Below are 16,084 nucleotides of genomic sequence, written 5' to 3' on the forward strand. Positions count from 1 at the left end.
ATAACGGCGTGCCGACGCAGAGCGCCGGCACGATAGTCATCTCGAAACCCTGAATCACCCGCGGCGGCGCAGCGCCTCGATACGTTGCTCCAGCGGCGGGTGGCTCATGAACAGCCCTGCCAGGCCTTTCTTCAGGCCGGCGTTGATGCCGAACGCCGTCAGGCTGTCAGGCATGTTCACCGGTACGCCCTGCTCGGAACGCAGGCGTTGCAGCGCACCGATCATCGCGTCCGTACCGGCCAGTCGAGCCCCTGCGTCGTCAGCGCGGAATTCGCGTTTGCGCGAGAACCACATGACGATGGCGCTGGCCAGAAAGCCCAATACCAGCTCGGCGAAAATCGTCGTGATGTAGTAGGCAATACCCTGACCGTTCTCGCTCTTGAAGATCACCTTGTCGACGAAGTTACCGATGATGCGGGCAAAGAACATCACGAACGTGTTCACCACACCCTGCACCAGCGCCAGTGTGACCATGTCGCCGTTGGCAACGTGGCCGATTTCGTGCGCCAGTACAGCTTTTACCTCATCCGGCGAGAACCGCTCGAGCAGGCCCTGGCTTACCGCAACCAGTGCGTCGTTCTTGTTCCAGCCCGTGGCGAAAGCGTTGGCTTCATACGCCGGGAAAATACCGACTTCCGGCATCTTGATACCCGCATCGCGGGACAGTTGTTCAACGGTCTGCAGCAACCATTGCTCATGGCGGGTACGAGGCTGACTGATGATCTGAGTACCGGTACTCATTTTCGCCATCCACTTGGAGATGAACAGCGAGAACAACGAGCCCGCGAAACCGAACACAGCGCAGAAAACCAGCAGCTGATTGAGGTTCAGATCAACCCCGTTGGCCGCCATGAACCCATTGAAGCCAAAAAGGCTCAGGGTGATGCTGGCAATCAGCACGACCGCAAGGTTAGTGGCCAAAAACAGCAAAATGCGCATCATGGTCGAAACGTTCTCCTCAGGTAAATATGTAACTCGATGCCGGGTATATAAGGTGATGCCCGCTGCTATTCAACAGAGGGACTATTTCAAACTGTGTCCTCTTCACGCAATCGATGGTAATCCCGCAAAGCTGAACGGCGCCTGAGCCAGAGTGGTCGATGCCTGAGGGGGTGAGGGCAGGGCGGTGATGCTGTTTTGGCAGGTCACAAATAAACTGCCCCGAACAGGTCGGGGCAGGGATGCGGCGCGAGAGGGGACGATGTCTGTTTACTGACGATAACCTTTCAGGAAGTTACCGATGCGGCCAATGGCCTGCTCCAGTTCGTCGACACGTGGCAGTGTCACGACGCGGAAGTGATCAGGGTACGGCCAGTTGAACGCGGTGCCCTGAACCACCAGCAGTTTTTCAGAAAGCAGCAGGTCGAGGACGAATTTTTCGTCGTTGAAGATCGGGCACACCTTCGGGTCGATGCGCGGGAATGCATACAGCGCGCCCATCGGCTTGACGCAGCTGACGCCGGGAATATCGTTGAGCAGCTCCCAGGTGCGGTTGCGTTGCTCCAACAGACGGCCTGGCGGCAGGATCAGGTCGTTGATGCTCTGATAGCCGCCCAGCGCAGTCTGGATGGCGTGCTGGCTCGGCACGTTGGCACACAGGCGCATGTTGGCCAGGATGTCGATGCCTTCGATGTAGCTCTGTGCGTTGTGTTTCGGTCCGGAAATGGCAATCCAGCCGGAGCGGAAGCCTGCGACCCGATACGACTTGGACAGACCGTTGAAGGTCAGGCACAGCAGGTCCGGTGCCAGCGAGGCAGTGCAGATGTGCACGGCGTCGTCGTAGAGGATCTTGTCGTAGATTTCGTCGGAGAACACCACCAGATTATGCTGGCGAGCCAGCTCCAGCATGCCCAGCAATACCTCGCGGGAATACACTGCGCCGGTCGGGTTATTGGGGTTGATGATCACCATGGCCTTGGTGTTCGGCGTGATTTTGGCCTTGATGTCTTCAAGGTCTGGCCACCAGTTGGCCTGCTCGTCGCACAGATAATGCACCGGGCTGCCGCCGGACAGCGCCACTGCCGCAGTCCACAATGGGTAATCGGGTGCCGGAACCAGCACTTCGTCGCCGTTGTTGAGCAATGCTTGCATCGACATCACGATCAGCTCGGACACACCGTTGCCCAGATAGATGTCTTCGATGCCGACGCCTTCGACCTGCTTCTGCTGGTAATACTGCATCACAGCCTTGCGGGCGCTGAATAGGCCCTTGGAGTCGCTGTAGCCCTGGGCAGTCGGCAGGTTGCGGATCACGTCCTGCAGGATTTCGTCCGGCGCCTCGAAACCAAACGGTGCCGGGTTGCCGATGTTCAGCTTGAGGATGCGATGGCCTTCCTCTTCCAGGCGTTTGGCGTGCTTGAGCACCGGCCCGCGAATGTCGTAGCAGACGTTTGCGAGCTTGTTCGATTTGTTGAACTGCATGGTGATGATCCCGAAAATGGACGAGCTGTTGCCGGCTTGCAATGAAGGTCGCAGCACGTTCGCCATGAAAATGGGTTTGTATGCGACAAACGCGGGTGCCAGACTGACGTCTGACCTGGCGCAATCATACGTGCCACCTGATCTGTGGAAAAGGTACAGATCGGGGTTTTTCGAATTCGGAGGTGTACCTGTGGACAAGTTGCAGAAAACGCTTGAAGAGTGGAAAGAGATGCTCGACCCGGCGCAGTATCAGGTTTGCCGCCTGAAAGGCACCGAGCGGCCGTTTTCCGGTAAGTACAACGAGACAAAGACAGAAGGCGTCTACCACTGCATCTGCTGCAATGAGCCGCTGTTCGATTCCACTACCAAGTTCGATTCGGGCTGCGGCTGGCCCAGCTTTTATGCGCCGCTGGAAGGTAGCGCGGTGGTCGAAGTGCGCGATGTCAGCCACGGCATGATTCGTACCGAAGTGGTCTGTGCCAAATGCGACGCTCACCTGGGTCATGTGTTTCCCGATGGTCCGCCACCGACCGGGTTGCGTTACTGCATCAACTCGGTGTGCCTGGACCTGGTCCCTCGCCAGTAGCCGGGCGATTGCTGTGCCGCTGCGCGCAGCGGCTCCGGGCTTATCGACCTGTATCAATACCGAAAATTGGCGTGCGCCGCACGCCGTTGCAGGCTAAGGTCAGTGCTCACATTCAGATCCCGCCACCGCCTGGTCTTGAGGCCTCTTTTGATGAGCGAAAACCTGCTGAGTATCCCGGTCACTACGATCAAGGGAGAACAGAAAACCCTCGCCGACTACGCTGGCAAGGCGGTGCTGGTGGTCAATACGGCCAGTAAATGCGGCTTTACCCCGCAATATAAAGGCCTGGAAAAACTCTGGCTGGACTACAAGGATAAAGGGCTGGTAGTGCTGGGCTTCCCTTGCAATCAGTTCGGCAAGCAGGAGCCGGGTGACGAGGGCGCGATTTCCGGGTTTTGCGAACTGAACTACGGGGTCAGCTTCCCGCTGTTCAAGAAGATCGACGTGAACGGCGCTCAGGCCCATCCCTTGTTCGTTCAGCTCAAGCAGCAGGCACCGGGGTTGCTGGGGACCGAGCGAATCAAGTGGAATTTCACCAAGTTCCTGATTGGCAGGAATGGCGCGCTGGTCAAGCGTTTCGCCCCGTTGACCAAGCCCGAGGAACTGACCGGTGAAATCGAAGCGCTGCTGCGCTAAGCCGTTTCAGCGGATATCAGCGATGGGAATCCACTGGTCCAGAATGCCCGCCAGTTCGGCGCGCCGGAATGGCTTGGCCAGGTAGTCGTTCATGCCTGCCGCCTTGCAGCGCTCACGTTCATCGGGCATGGCGTTGGCGGTAAGTGCCACGATCGGCAGGTTTGGCCAGCGGCCGCTGCTGCGGATCTGGCGGCTGGCTTCATAGCCGTCCATGACGGGCATGTTGCAGTCCATCAACACCAGATCAAAGTGGCCTTGCTCCAATTGTTCCAAGGCCTCGCCGCCGTGACTGCTGATGATCACCTCGCACCCCAGCTTGCCAAGTATGCCCTTGGCCACCAGCTGATTGACCGGGTTGTCTTCCACCAACAGTACTCTGGCCATGCGCTGAGCCGTTTGCTCTGGCGCTTTTGTGTCCCTGACGCCTGTCTCTTCCTGACCCAGTACACGCCGCAGCGTGTGGTAAAGCGCGTTGCGCGCCAGTGGTCGAGCCTGCTGTTGCAGCGGGGCAAGGGCTGTAACCTGTTCGCCGGGCATGAAATTGCCATAGGCGGTGACCAGCAGGATCGGCACGGGTGTAGTGGGGCGAATCGCAAACAGGCATTCGGGGCAGTCGGTAATGACCAGGTCCGGGCTGCTGTCGAGGTCCACGTCTTCCGGGCGATCATCAATGCTGCGTCGCTTGAGATCGACCCCCCAGGTTGGCAGCAGGTTGCCAAGCAGCTCCACCAGGCCGCTGCCAGCCGAGCTGACCACAGTGACCCGGCCCCTGAGCGCGGTCTGAGTGACTGCGGACACATGCACCGGCAGCGGCAGCTCGGCGCAGAACTGACTGCCGAAACCGGACTGTGACTGGATACTCAGCGTGCCATTCATGGCCTCGCAGAGATTGTTGGTCAGCGCCAGACCCAGCCCGGTGCCGCCATACTGCCGAGTGATGGCGGTTTCTGCCTGAGTGAACGGCTGGAATATTTTCGCTTGGGCGTCCTGCGCAATCCCGATACCGGTGTCACGGACTTCGATGCGTACCCGGTTTTCTCCGCTGACATCTTTATGGTGAGTCAGACGCACATCCACGCGCCCAAAACGGGTGAACTTGAGTGCGTTGGACAGCAAGTTGCTGACGATCTGCCGCACCCGGGTAGGGTCGCCAGTAACCATGGCCGGAAAGTCCGGCGCAATCAGGCAGGTCAGCTCCACGCTGGGGGCCGCATTCTGTGACAGCAGGTTGGCGGTGTCCTCGATCAATACCCCAAGGTCGAAGGGAATGCGCTCGATCTCCAGATGACCTGCGTCGAACTTGGACATGTCGAGAATATCGTTGAGCAGTTCGACCAGCACCTTGCCGGAGTCGTGGGCTATCATCAGTTGCTGGCGCTGCTCGGCGCTGAGCGGGCTGTCCAGTGACAGCGCCAGCATGCCCAGCAGGCCGTTGAGCGGGGTGCGGATTTCGTGGCTCATGTGCGCCAGAAACGCCGAGCGCGCATGGGCCATGTCCAGCGCCGTACTGCGCGCTATCTGTAGTTCCTCGTTGGATTCGCGCAGGCGTATGTTGCTGGCCTTGAGCTCATTGGTGCGTGCCGAAACAATGTTTTCCAGCTCGTTGAGATGTTCGGTCAGCCGATCTTCGGCCGCGCGTCGTCTGGAGAACTCGCTGCCCATGGTTTCGAATTGACGATTGAAGGTCGCGACCAATACGCCGATTTCATCCTGCTCATGGTGAGGCGGGCAGGTTATTTTCCCTTGGTCGGGGTTGCGCGGGTCGCGACTGCTCAGTTCGCGGATCACCCTTACCAGCGGCTTGGTCAGGGTGGCGTAGAACAGAATGGTCAGAATGCCGGCCAGCGCCAGGCTACGCACGAAGCCGTTGAGCAGAGTGATCTCGGCGCGCTGCAGAAAGTGGCTGCCGAAAGCGAAGGTGTCCACGGTCAGGTACAGTGTGCCGATGGTTTCATCCGGCAAATGGTTAAGGTGCAGTTTTTCCTGAAACTGGCGGCTTTCACCGAACAGCCAATCGCTGAACACCCGATAACGCCCTGTCGCCATGGGGCGTTCGACGCTTGCGAGCACGGCGTCATTGTTATCGGTCAGTCTCGCGCTGACCACGGCAGGCGAGCGCAGCAGCCCGAGTGTCAGCTCCTGAGCCAGCTCCGAGTCGATGTTGTAGGCAATGCGCGATGCCGGGTTCTGGATGATTTCCAGCAGTGATTTGATTTCACGATTGATGGACGCGTCTTCGCTGGCATAATCGATTGCAATCTGGAACAGGCTCAGCAAGGTCCCCAGCGCGAAGCCGATCAGTACAGCCAGGCGCGCCTGCTTGAACGAAAGCCTGTTTTTGAGCGATATATCCATGAGTACTTACTGCCACTTCTGGTTGGCCAAGCATAGCTGATAGGCACTGCTGACCAATCAGTTAAATATAAGGAGATCCCGTGGATTCTCGGTTGGATGCTTTTCTGCAACGCGCCGATGCCGTGCTGGCCCGGCTGGAACCGCTCTTGCCAGCCGTGCGCGAGCCGGTCGACTGGTCACAGACGCTTGCGGCGCGCTGGGTTCAAGAGGGTCGTAGCGGCTACCTGATGCCGTTGCAGGTGAGCCTGGATACGCGCCTGACCGATCTGATCGGCGTCGACCTGCAGCGCGATCAGTTGGGGCGCAATACACGTCAGTTTATCGATGGCCTGCCTGCCAACCATGCCTTGCTCTGGGGCTCGCGCGGTACCGGCAAGTCGTCCCTGATCCGCGCTCTGCTGGCCGAGCACGCCTCGGCCGGTCTGCGCCTGATCGAGATCGAGCGTGATCATCTGGGCGACTTGCCGCGTGTGGTCGAACAACTGCACAAACTGCCGCAGCGCTTTGTACTGTTCTGCGATGACCTGTCGTTCGAGTCGGGCGAGGGTGATTATCGCGTACTGAAAAGCGTGCTTGACGGCTCGCTGGAGCAGGCACCGGATAACGTATTGCTGTATGCCACCTCCAATCGCCGCCATCTGGTGCCCGAAAAGGAAAGCGACAACGTTGACTGGAAGCACGTCGACGGCGAGTTGCACCCCAGCGAGGCCGTGGAAGACAAGATCGCATTGTCTGACCGCTTCGGCCTGTGGCTGTCGTTCTATCCATTCACTCAGGAGCATTACCTGAACGTGGTCGAGCACTGGATCACGCAACTGGCAGACAAAGCCGGCTTGCAATGGCAGCGCGACGAACGCCTGGAAAAGGCTGCGATTCGCTGGGCGACCGCGCGTGGCAATCGCAATGGCCGCTGCGCGTATCAATTTGCACGTTACTGGGTAGGACTTGAATTGTTGGAGCAACACACATGATCGATTTGCAAAACACCGGTGCCGGCCTCAATGGCTACGGTCTGCTGGCCGCCCAGCTTGAGGCATTGCTGGCCGACGAGCGCGACTTCATCGCCAATGCCGCGCAGTTCTCGGCATTCCTCTATACGCAGATCGACGATCTGAACTGGGCGGGTTTTTACCTCAATCGCAACGAAGAGCTGGTGCTGGGTCCGTTTCAGGGGCAGATTGCGTGCGTGCGCATTCCCTTTGGTCGCGGCGTTTGCGGGGCAGCAGCGCAGAGTCGGCAAACCCAGCGTGTTCAGGACGTTCACGAGTTTCCCGGACACATCGCCTGCGACAGCGCATCGAACAGCGAGCTGGTGGTGCCGTTGGTCAAGGATGGGCTTCTGATCGGCGTGCTGGACCTGGACAGTCCGAGTGTGGGGCGTTTCAACGAGGTGGATCAGGCGGGGATCGAACGTCTGGCGGCTATCTTTCTGGCATCGACCGACTGTTGAGTCGCTCGACCTGCCGCTGTCCGGAGCACAGGTCCGGCAGCGGCGGGGCAGTTATCAATCGTAGATGACTTTCTTCTTCCATTCGGATTCGGTTTCGTCTGCCTTCAGGCCTTCGGTCAGCGCGTTGTCGTCGTCTTCGGATGGCGCGGTATTGGTCAGTACCATTGAGTTGGCGCGGGCCAGTTGTTTCTCCATCGCCAGCAACTGCTGTTGGTACGTCACCGGGTCCGGCTGGTTGCGCAGATACTGCACGCCGCGTTCGAACGCCAGACGAGCCTGGCCCGGCTGGTCCTGGCTGAGGGCCATCTGACCGAGGTTGTTGAAGAACTCGATGTGCAGCGTGACCAGAATCGTGCGGATTTCGCGGATCCAGTGTTTGGCTTCGCTGGTTTGCAGAAAGCCGTCATGTGCAGCTCGGGTCACCTGACCATGCAGGGCTTCCAGAAGGAAACGCACGTCCTTGGCCTTGGCTTCGGTCTGGATCGGCGTGACCGGGTTGGGGATGTCGATGCGTTCGCCTTTGCCGATCTGCTCTTCCAGCTCGCCGATGCGGTGCTTGAGTTGAGCGTTACCCTTGTCCAGGCTGAGCATGCGCTGCACGACGTTCAGTTCCAGACGCGTAAGCAGCAGCTTCAAGGCTGGCGACATCAACTGGCCGGGGAATACTTCGGTGATTTCGCTGCAGCGACGCAAGCGATCACTGAGTTCGACCTTGGTGCGGGCCTTTTCCAGTTTGCCGTTTTCAGCGACGTGATTCAGGTAGCCGATCGCGATGAGCAGAGCGATACCTGCTAATACCATCAGCGTGATCATGAGTGGAGTCACTGTGCAAACCTCATTTGTTCAATTAGTTTTAGTGCGAGTGTAGTGGCTAAGCACTACTGCGCATAGATGTCCCTCCTGGAGTTTGTCGGCATCTCTTCTATATAGATTAGGCAGCTGAACGATTGGCGACAGTCGGTCAGCGTCCGAACGGCATCGAAGTTATTGATTTCAATAAATTTTCACATGGGGGTTGACGACCCCTCAATCCATCCATAGAATGCGCGCCACTTACAGCGTAAAGCACACAGCGTAGCGCAAATAAGTAGTGAATGTTGTACGTGTGTCCCCTTCGTCTAGTGGCCTAGGACACCGCCCTTTCACGGCGGTAACAGGGGTTCGAGTCCCCTAGGGGACGCCATTGCGGGAATAGCTCAGTTGGTAGAGCACGACCTTGCCAAGGTCGGGGTCGCGAGTTCGAGTCTCGTTTCCCGCTCCAATTTTAAGCAGCTTTGCCTCAGGGCAGGGTTGAGTGAAACCAGAACACATCTTCGGATGATGTCTGGAACTGAAACACACACCATTGTGTTTCAGGCAGTGTCCCCTTCGTCTAGTGGCCTAGGACACCGCCCTTTCACGGCGGTAACAGGGGTTCGAGTCCCCTAGGGGACGCCATATTGCGGGAATAGCTCAGTTGGTAGAGCACGACCTTGCCAAGGTCGGGGTCGCGAGTTCGAGTCTCGTTTCCCGCTCCAAATTCACAAAAACGCCGCTCATCAGGGCGGCGTTTTTGTTTGTGCGTTTTGAGCATCTTTATAAAAGATCATCTTTCCCGCATGTCACGCTCAGCCCTGTCTGGACGCCAATAACTCGTCGAGCTGCGGCATCAGGGTCACGCTCTCCTGCTCGTTGGGATCAGTACGCGCGACCAGAACCTTTGCTTCGCGCTCGTTGCTGCGGTTATAGGGCACATGCGGCATTCCCGCCGGGATATAAAAGAAGTCGCCTTCTTCCACGATGGCATGCTTTTCCAGCGACTCGCCATACCAGCAGCCGGTAGCTTCACTCAGGGCATAGATGGCGGTTTCATGCTCCTGATGTTTGTGAGCCTTGCCCCTGCCTCCAGGGGCAATTGTCAGCAGCTGCATATGGATATGTCGGGCACCTGCACTTTGTGCGGAGATGCCGACCTGATAATCCATACCCTGCTTGCCTTGAGAGGGCTTGGCGGGTTTCAAAAGGACACAATCAAGTTGATCACTGGCCACGGTTTTCTCCTCGCCTGATGCTCGATAGCGCTGACCCACCCGGCCCGCTGCCCGGCAAGGGCAGGGGGGTGAATACTATGCCTTGTCGGGCGAAGCGTGGCTCAGGCGCAGGCGTCGATCAAGTGAAAGAAACGCCATGTCGGTCCGAGTAACGGGCCCGATACATCAGGGCATTTGCGGCAGTTCATTGGGCCGCATGTCAAAGACCAACACTTCTGCGTCAACGCCTTCGCTCAGGCTAATGACCTGTTCGTTACGCAAACGCACCCCGTCACCTTCGTCAAGCGGCTGCCCATTGAGCACCACACTGCCACGGGCGACATGCACGTAGGCATATCGGTTGGCAGCCAGTTCCAGGGTCGCAGTTTCATTGCCATTGAACAGACCGGCATACACACGAGCGTCCTGACGGACCTTGAGCGCACCGTTCTCGCCTTCTGGCGAAATGATCAGCTGCAAATGACCGCGTTTCTGTTCAGCGCTGAAATGCTCCTGCTGGTAGTTCGGGGTTGCGCCTGCAACATTCGGCACGATCCATATCTGCAGAAAATGCACGCCCTCGGTGTGCGAATGGTTGAACTCGCTGTGCGCCACGCCGCTGCCGGCACTCATCAATTGCACGTCGCCAGGGCGAATCACCGACCCGGTGCCCAGCGTATCCTTGTGCTCCAGCGCACCTTCCAGCACGTAGGAAAAGATTTCCATGTCACGGTGTGGGTGCTGGCCAAAACCTTTGCCCGCAATCACGCGGTCGTCGTTGATCACCAGCAGATCGGAAAAGCCCTGCTCCTGAGGGTTGCGATAACCGGCAAAGGAAAAGGTATGAAAGGATTTCAACCAGCCATGGTTGGCAGCGCCGCGGTCGGAAGCTTTACGAAGAGTCAGCATGATTCTTTCTCCATCCGTCTATCGACGCTGCACATTCAGCAATCGATCAAGTGAGACAAAGGTTACGGCTTATCGACTGTCGCAATAAGTAGCTGAAACATGAATGACTGTCTCGCTGTGGTTGACAGTGCCGGGTGGCACGTTACGCTCTGTCGCACAGCACCCAGCGTTCACTCAGGCCACGACACATGAACCCTTTTGAAGACATGCGGATTTTCTGCCAGGTCATGGAGTCCGGAAGCTTCACGGCGGCGTCCGACAAGCTGGGCCTGTCCAAGCAATTTGTCAGTCGGCGCCTGATGCAACTGGAGGAACGGCTGGGCGTACGTTTGCTCAACCGCTCGACGCGACGTCTGGATGTCACGCCGCTGGGGCAGAGTTATTACGAGTCTGCCCTGCGCCTGCTGGCCGAGGTCGAACAGGTCGAGCAGGGGATTACCGGGCAGAACAGCGAGCCACGCGGCACCCTGCGCCTGAGTGCGCCGCTGTCGTTTGCCGTTGCGCATCTGGGCTGTCTGCTGCCGCTGTTTTTGCAGCGCTACCACGACGTGGCGGTGGAGGTGGACCTGAGCGACCGTGCAGTGGACTTGATCAGCGAAGGCTATGACCTGGTGCTGCGTATCGGGGTGCTGGAAGACTCCAGCCTGATCGCCCGGCGCATTGCCTCGATTGATCGGGTCTACTGCGCCAGCCCTGCCTACCTGGCCGAGCGCGGTACGCCGCAAAAACCCGAAGATCTGCATGCTCATGATTGCCTGCCCTATGGCCACAGCCGTCAGGCGCAATGGCGTTTTCAGGTGCAGGGCAAGCCTTTGATATTGAACATCAGCGGGCGGATGCGCGCCAATAATGGCGAGCTGCTGAGAGACACGGCGGTGGCCGGGCTGGGCATCACCTACCTGCCGACGTTCATTGTTGGCGCGGCGCTGCGTGACGGCAGCCTGGTGCGGGTACTAGATGACTTGCGGCCCGAGCCCTTGACGCTGTCAGCGGTTTATCCCCAGCACCGTCAGGCCTCACGTCCAGTGCAGGCATTCATAGAATTCCTGCGCGAGCGTCTGGAATCAGGTGTCGAGCTCAATGAACCGCCTGGCTGAGCGCTTCGTCGCACAGGGTTAGATAATTTTTTTGCATCTTAGGCTAGAACAAAAATGAATTTAGCTAATTTTTGTTCGGGTGTTAGGGTCGTTGCCGATCAATTCGATCTGCCCGATGCTTCTGGAGACCCTGCCTGTGCCGACAACTATCATCTGCTGGAGCCAACGCCTGCTGACGGGCCTGGCGCTGGGCCTTTTGGCCACGCTGAACACCCAGGCTGCCGACCTGATTGTCGGTGATCAGAGTTACAGCGCCCGGACCGTGATGGAAGCGGCCGGTGTACTCAAGGATCTGCCCTATGAGCTTGAATGGAAACAGTTCACCGCAGGCTCCCCGGTCGCCGAAGCGTTGAACGTAGGTAGCCTGGACATCGGTTTGCTGGGCGATTCGCCTGCGCTGTTCATGGGCGCGCTGGGTGCGCCGATCAAGGTCATCGGCGTATCGCGGCAGAACCTCGACGGCGTTGCGATTGTGGTGCGCAAGGATTCGCCGATCAAAACCGTCGCGGATCTGGCCGGCAAGAAAGTCGCCATCTGGAAAGGCTCGTTCAGCCAGCAACTGATGCTCACCGCGCTGGACAAGGCGGGTGTCGCCCGCGATGCCGTGGACTATCGCTACCTCAGTGCACTGGATTCCTCTCACGCTCTGGATGGCGGCTCGGTGGACGCGATTGCGACCTGGGAGCCCTATGTCACTCAGCAGGAGCGTCAGGGCGCACGAATCATTGCAACTGCCGACGGCTTGATCCCTGCGCAAAGCTTTATTGTCGCCAACGATCAGGCCATCAAGGACAAGCGCGCGCAGATCAGCGATTTCCTGCAGCGCCTGCAAGCCGCGCGCGCCTGGTCGGTCAGCGACCCGCAGCACAATGAAATCTACGCCAACGCCTGGGCTGCGCTGACCAAAGCCGATGCACAAGTAGCGCGCCGCTGGTTTTCCCGCGCCCAGGTCGTGGTGGTGCCGATCACCCCGCAAGTGGTGGCAGGCGCACAGCAGACTATCGATTTTTTCAACCACGCCGGGCTGACCAAACGCTATCCTGCTGCCAGCGTGTTTGACGAGTCGTTCAATGCGGCGCTGGACAGCCAGGCGCAGGTTGCCCGCTGAACGACTGCCTTGTCCTGGAGCCTTCACCATGAGTTTTACGTCATTGCATTGGGGTGTTTATCGCCCGCAGGTCGAGGAAGGCAAGTTGAAAGCCCTGCTGCCTGCGGAGTGGGACAAGGACCCTTCACCGATTGGCGATTCGGTGGCCGATGCCATTACCTCGCCCACACGCGTCATGCGCCCGGCGATACGTCGCAGTTTTCTTCAGCAAACCGGCGGGCGACCCGATCTGCGTGGGCAGGAGCCGTTCGTCGAGGTCTCTTGGGAGGTGGCGCTGGATCTGGTCGCCAGTGAGTTGCAGCGCGTCAAAGGCGAGTATGGCAATCAGGCAATTTTTGGCGGCAGCTACGGCTGGGGCAGCGCGGGGCGTTTTCATCACGCACAAAGCCAGCTGCATCGCTTCCTCAACTGCATCGGCGGTTATGTATTCAGTACCGACAGCTACAGCCTGGGGGCCGGGCGGGTGCTGATGCCGCACATTGTCGGCAACATGGACTGGCTGCTGGCGGCGCATACGTCCTGGAAGAACCTTGCCGAGCACTGCGAGCTGTTCGTCGCCTTCGGGGGATTGCCCGCCAAGAATGCGCAGACCAGCCCCGGTGGTGCCAGTGACCATCTGCTGGCCGACGCGTTGCAACGCATGTCCGACGCGGGCGTGCAGTTCGTCAACGTCAGCCCGCTGCGTGATGACCTGGCTGGCCCGGCGCATAACCAGTGGCTGGCGGTACGCCCCGGCAGCGATACGGCGTTGATGATGGCGCTTGCCTGGGTATTGATCAGCGAAGGGCTGCACAACGAAGATTTCGTTCAGCGCTACACCGTGGGTTATGCGCGTTTTCGCGATTATCTGCTGGGTCACGTCGACGGCCAGCCTAAGGACCCGCAGTGGGCCGCAGCATTGACCGATATCCCTGCGCAGCAGATTGTCGACCTGGCGCGGCGCATGGCCAGCAAACGCACCATGATCAACGTCGCTTATTCATTGCAACGTTCTATACATGGCGAGCAACCGTTCTGGATGACCGTCACCCTGGCGGCGTTGTTGGGGCAGATCGGTTTGCCCGGTGGCGGCTTCGGCCTGGGTTATGGCTGCATGAACAACACCGGCAGCGGCCGCAAGGCGTTCTCCGGGCCGCGCTTTTCCCAAGGCAGCAATCCGGTCAAGGACTTCATTCCGGTTGCGCGGGTGACAGATATGTTGCTCAACCCCGGCACACCCTTCGATTACAACGGGCAGCAGCAGACTTACCCGGATATTCGCCTGGTGTACTGGGCGGGTGGCAATATCTTTCACCACCATCAAGACCTCAATCGGCTGCTGGAAGCGTGGCAGCGGCCGCAAACCATCATCGTTCACGAGCAGTTCTGGACCGCTCAGGCACGCTATGCCGACATCGTGCTGCCAGCCACCACGGCGCTGGAACGCAATGACATCGGCAGCTCGGCGTCCGATCGTTTCATGATTGCGATGCAGCAGGCCATCTCGCCTGTGGGCGAGTCTCGTGATGACTATTCGATTCTGGCCGGGCTGGCCGAGCGGCTGGGTGTGGCGCAGGCGTTTACCGAAGGACGTGATGCCCAGGCCTGGCTGCATTTTATTTACGATGAGTCTCGGCAGCGCGCTGAAACCTTTGGTATTACCCTGCCGGATTTCGAACAGTTCTGGCGTGACGGATTACTGGAAATAGACTATCCCCAGACCGATAACGTACTGCTCAAGTCCTTTCGCGATGACCCTGACGCGCATCCACTGCCGACGCCGTCCGGGCGTATCGAAATTTTCTCCGAGCGCATCGCAGGCTTCGCTTATGCGGACTGTCCTGGCCATCCGGTATGGCTGGATAAACCTGCGCCTACCCACGCGCTGCACCTGCTGTCCAATCAACCCAAAACCCGCCTGCACAGTCAGTACGACCACGGCAGCTACAGCCTTTCCTCGAAAATTCAGGCACGCGAGCCGCTGACCCTGAACCCGCTGGATGCGCAAATGCGCGGGTTGGTCGATGGTGATGTGGCCAAGGTCTTCAATGAGCGGGGGGCGTTTCTGGCTGGAGTAATCGTATCGGACAGTATTCGACCCGGCGTGGTGCAGATTGCCACCGGTGCCTGGTTCGATCCATTGGTGCATGGCGAGCCGGGCAGCCTGGAAAAGCACGGCAACCCTAATGTGATCACCCAGGACATCGGTGCTTCCAGCCTGTCGCAAGGGTGTGCGGCGCAGACCGCGTCGGTGGATATCGTCAAATGGGATCAGGCACTGCCGCCGGTGACGGCGTTCGAGCCGCCGTCACTGCTCTGAGTGCGTTTTACTGCTCTTTATTACGTGCCGCAAAAACCGCCTTGCCCACGCTGGCTAATACCGCGTCGTTCTGCGGCGTATGTACCCGGCCGCACAGCACGTTGCGGTAATGGCGCTGCAGCGGGTTGCTGCGTGACAGTCCTGGATTCCCTGAGGCCTCGATGGCCAGTTCCACCGCACGGATAGCGTTGCCGGTCACCAGGTATTTGATCTGTGCAGCATGCTGTGCGGGCGTGTGGCCCTGGGCCGCGGACTGCAGCAGGCTCTGGTTGGCGAACAGCAAGGTGTCGATCTGCCCGACGGTTTCCTGAAAGCGCGGCAGGGTCGACAGCGCAGCCCCGAGGTTGGACGGCTTGCGCTGTTCCAGCCAGTGCACCAGCCAGTCGCGTGCGGAGTGGGCGATGCCGTCGTAGACCGACGACAGCAGCACCGACATCCACAGCATGCCCGACCCATCAAGTTCGGATTGCGGGGCGCTCCACGGGCTAACGCTGACGGCATGATCGAGCGGCACCAGCACGTCGTCGAAGCGGACTTCGTGGCTGCTGGTGGCGCGCATGCCCAAGTGGTCCCAGTCCTCGATGATCCTGATGCCCGGCGTGTCCTTGTGGACCAGCCAGCTGCCCACCAGCGGGTCATCATCGTCGCTGCGCGCCCATACGGCGAACCAGGTCAGGCCATGACTGCCGGTGGAGTAGATCTTGCTGCCGCTGATGCGCCAGCCGTCGGCGCTGCGGCGGGCGACGGTGCCCGGCAGGCCGCCACGCGCAGGGGTGCCCAGGTCAGGCTCGACGCGCAGGGCGTTGATCAGCGCACCTTCGCGTACCGCCTCTTCGGCAACTTGTACACGTAGATGGCTCGGCCAGTTACGGTTCTCTTGCAGCCTTGAATGCTGCAGGTATTGCATGACCAGAATCAGCGCCGTCGACGGTTCGCCCTTGGCTACTGCGCTGACTACTTGCTGCGCGCGCGGCAGATCGGCACCGCCGCCGCCCAGTTCAGCCGGTACGGTCAGGCCGAGCAGGCCGTGGGTGTGCAGTAACTGAAAGTTGGCATGCGGGAACTGGGCGCTGATGTCGTACTGCTCGGCAGTTTCAGCCAGTGTGGCGGTCAGCGTAGCCAGTCGTTCGCTGAAGTCTTCAGCCGACTCGGCTGCCGGATAATGCTGGCGCGGGGTAGGGCGCAGGGTCGAGAGTGTCATGCGGGGTCCTTTT

Annotated in this window: 14 protein-coding genes and 4 tRNA genes; 11 read left to right on the plus strand and 7 right to left on the minus strand. The window is 59.4% G+C overall.

The features are described 5' to 3' along the window. Window positions 1-54 precede the first annotated feature (54 nt). Both htpX and RYA97_RS01615 read right to left on the minus strand, forming a co-directional pair. Entirely contained in the window at window positions 55-942 is an 888-nt protein-coding gene (gene htpX, locus RYA97_RS01610; RefSeq protein ID WP_002554536.1) for a protease HtpX, read from the minus strand. 267 nt (window positions 943-1,209) lie between these two features. Continuing rightward, complete coding sequence (locus RYA97_RS01615) at window positions 1,210-2,421, minus strand: pyridoxal phosphate-dependent aminotransferase (RefSeq protein ID WP_004657364.1); 1,212 nt, start codon at window positions 2,419-2,421, stop codon at window positions 1,210-1,212. Window positions 2,422-2,611: 190 nt separating this feature from the next. On the opposite strand from RYA97_RS01615, the gene msrB reads away from it, so the two are divergent. Continuing rightward, complete coding sequence (gene msrB / locus RYA97_RS01620) at window positions 2,612-3,007, plus strand: peptide-methionine (R)-S-oxide reductase MsrB (RefSeq protein WP_002554534.1); 396 nt, start codon at window positions 2,612-2,614, stop codon at window positions 3,005-3,007. A 150-nt stretch (window positions 3,008-3,157) separates the two neighbouring features. Then, window positions 3,158-3,643, plus strand: a complete 486-nt coding sequence (locus RYA97_RS01625; protein ID WP_004665941.1) for a glutathione peroxidase — start codon at window positions 3,158-3,160, stop codon at window positions 3,641-3,643. Between the two features lie 6 nt (window positions 3,644-3,649). Here the strand turns inward: RYA97_RS01625 and RYA97_RS01630 are convergent, their stop codons facing one another. Further along, a complete protein-coding gene (locus tag RYA97_RS01630) occupies window positions 3,650-5,998 on the minus strand; it encodes an ATP-binding protein (RefSeq protein WP_005755107.1) in 2,349 nt (782 codons plus the stop codon). Between the two features lie 80 nt (window positions 5,999-6,078). Here RYA97_RS01630 and RYA97_RS01635 point away from each other — a divergent pair, with 80 nt between their 5' ends. Beyond that, window positions 6,079-6,969 (plus strand): ATP-binding protein, encoded by an 891-nt coding sequence (locus tag RYA97_RS01635; RefSeq protein ID WP_005744673.1) that lies wholly within the window; start codon window positions 6,079-6,081, stop codon window positions 6,967-6,969. Then, the gene (locus RYA97_RS01640; protein WP_005744672.1) at window positions 6,966-7,448 is read left to right on the plus strand and encodes a GAF domain-containing protein; all 483 of its coding nucleotides are present in this window, start codon (window positions 6,966-6,968) and stop codon (window positions 7,446-7,448) included. Before RYA97_RS01635 ends, RYA97_RS01640 begins: the two co-directional genes overlap by 4 nt. A 54-nt stretch (window positions 7,449-7,502) precedes the next feature. On the opposite strand, the gene RYA97_RS01645 is transcribed toward RYA97_RS01640, so the two are convergent. Next, entirely contained in the window at window positions 7,503-8,261 is a 759-nt protein-coding gene (locus RYA97_RS01645) for a hypothetical protein (protein ID WP_019742402.1), read from the minus strand. Between the two features lie 294 nt (window positions 8,262-8,555). Here RYA97_RS01645 and RYA97_RS01650 point away from each other — a divergent pair. The 4 genes from RYA97_RS01650 (at window position 8,556) to RYA97_RS01665 (ending at window position 8,965) form a co-directional block, all read left to right on the plus strand. Beyond that, window positions 8,556-8,631 (plus strand) — tRNA-Glu (locus RYA97_RS01650). Between the two features lie 2 nt (window positions 8,632-8,633). Next, a tRNA-Gly gene (locus RYA97_RS01655) sits at window positions 8,634-8,709 on the plus strand. Window positions 8,710-8,809: 100 nt separating this feature from the next. Beyond that, window positions 8,810-8,885 (plus strand) — tRNA-Glu (locus tag RYA97_RS01660). 4 nt (window positions 8,886-8,889) lie between these two features. Next, window positions 8,890-8,965, plus strand: a tRNA-Gly gene (locus RYA97_RS01665). Between the two features lie 90 nt (window positions 8,966-9,055). On the opposite strand, the gene RYA97_RS01670 is transcribed toward RYA97_RS01665, so the two are convergent. Both RYA97_RS01670 and RYA97_RS01675 read right to left on the minus strand, forming a co-directional pair. After that, a complete protein-coding gene (locus RYA97_RS01670; RefSeq protein WP_225231693.1) occupies window positions 9,056-9,412 on the minus strand; it encodes a cupin domain-containing protein in 357 nt (118 codons plus the stop codon). Window positions 9,413-9,643: 231 nt separating this feature from the next. Then, complete coding sequence (locus RYA97_RS01675; RefSeq protein WP_002554527.1) at window positions 9,644-10,366, minus strand: pirin family protein; 723 nt, start codon at window positions 10,364-10,366, stop codon at window positions 9,644-9,646. Window positions 10,367-10,554: 188 nt separating this feature from the next. Between RYA97_RS01675 and RYA97_RS01680 the strand changes: the two genes are divergently transcribed. From RYA97_RS01680 to RYA97_RS01690, 3 genes are all read left to right on the plus strand, one after another. Next, complete coding sequence (locus tag RYA97_RS01680; RefSeq protein WP_057401959.1) at window positions 10,555-11,463, plus strand: LysR family transcriptional regulator; 909 nt, start codon at window positions 10,555-10,557, stop codon at window positions 11,461-11,463. Between the two features lie 115 nt (window positions 11,464-11,578). Beyond that, a complete protein-coding gene (locus tag RYA97_RS01685) occupies window positions 11,579-12,571 on the plus strand; it encodes an ABC transporter substrate-binding protein (RefSeq protein ID WP_183132694.1) in 993 nt (330 codons plus the stop codon). A gap of 28 nt (window positions 12,572-12,599) precedes the next feature. After that, window positions 12,600-14,870 (plus strand): molybdopterin guanine dinucleotide-containing S/N-oxide reductase, encoded by a 2,271-nt coding sequence (locus RYA97_RS01690; protein ID WP_117139681.1) that lies wholly within the window; start codon window positions 12,600-12,602, stop codon window positions 14,868-14,870. Window positions 14,871-14,877: 7 nt separating this feature from the next. Here RYA97_RS01690 and RYA97_RS01695 read toward each other — a convergent pair whose 3' ends face one another. Further along, complete coding sequence (locus RYA97_RS01695) at window positions 14,878-16,071, minus strand: acyl-CoA dehydrogenase family protein (RefSeq protein WP_016982455.1); 1,194 nt, start codon at window positions 16,069-16,071, stop codon at window positions 14,878-14,880. Window positions 16,072-16,084 lie beyond the last annotated feature (13 nt).

Source organism: Pseudomonas syringae group sp. 26L6 (assembly GCF_032587815.1).
In the GTDB taxonomy this organism is placed as follows: domain Bacteria; phylum Pseudomonadota; class Gammaproteobacteria; order Pseudomonadales; family Pseudomonadaceae; genus Aquipseudomonas; species Aquipseudomonas amygdali.

What these genes read in the sequence shown, in the direction of transcription:
- htpX (WP_002554536.1), bottom strand. Translation starts at nt 942, where the DNA reads ATGATGCGCATTTTGCTGTTTTTGGCCACTAACCTTGCGGTCGTGCTG.
- RYA97_RS01615 (WP_004657364.1), bottom strand. Translation starts at nt 2,421, where the DNA reads ATGCAGTTCAACAAATCGAACAAGCTCGCAAACGTCTGCTACGACATT.
- RYA97_RS01625 (WP_004665941.1), top strand. Translation starts at nt 3,158, where the DNA reads ATGAGCGAAAACCTGCTGAGTATCCCGGTCACTACGATCAAGGGAGAA.
- RYA97_RS01630 (WP_005755107.1), bottom strand. Translation starts at nt 5,998, where the DNA reads ATGGATATATCGCTCAAAAACAGGCTTTCGTTCAAGCAGGCGCGCCTG.
- RYA97_RS01640 (WP_005744672.1), top strand. Translation starts at nt 6,966, where the DNA reads ATGATCGATTTGCAAAACACCGGTGCCGGCCTCAATGGCTACGGTCTG.
- RYA97_RS01645 (WP_019742402.1), bottom strand. Translation starts at nt 8,261, where the DNA reads ATGATCACGCTGATGGTATTAGCAGGTATCGCTCTGCTCATCGCGATC.
- RYA97_RS01670 (WP_225231693.1), bottom strand. Translation starts at nt 9,412, where the DNA reads ATGGATTATCAGGTCGGCATCTCCGCACAAAGTGCAGGTGCCCGACAT.
- RYA97_RS01675 (WP_002554527.1), bottom strand. Translation starts at nt 10,366, where the DNA reads ATGCTGACTCTTCGTAAAGCTTCCGACCGCGGCGCTGCCAACCATGGC.
- RYA97_RS01680 (WP_057401959.1), top strand. Translation starts at nt 10,555, where the DNA reads ATGAACCCTTTTGAAGACATGCGGATTTTCTGCCAGGTCATGGAGTCC.
- RYA97_RS01685 (WP_183132694.1), top strand. Translation starts at nt 11,579, where the DNA reads ATGCTTCTGGAGACCCTGCCTGTGCCGACAACTATCATCTGCTGGAGC.
- RYA97_RS01690 (WP_117139681.1), top strand. Translation starts at nt 12,600, where the DNA reads ATGAGTTTTACGTCATTGCATTGGGGTGTTTATCGCCCGCAGGTCGAG.
- RYA97_RS01695 (WP_016982455.1), bottom strand. Translation starts at nt 16,071, where the DNA reads ATGACACTCTCGACCCTGCGCCCTACCCCGCGCCAGCATTATCCGGCA.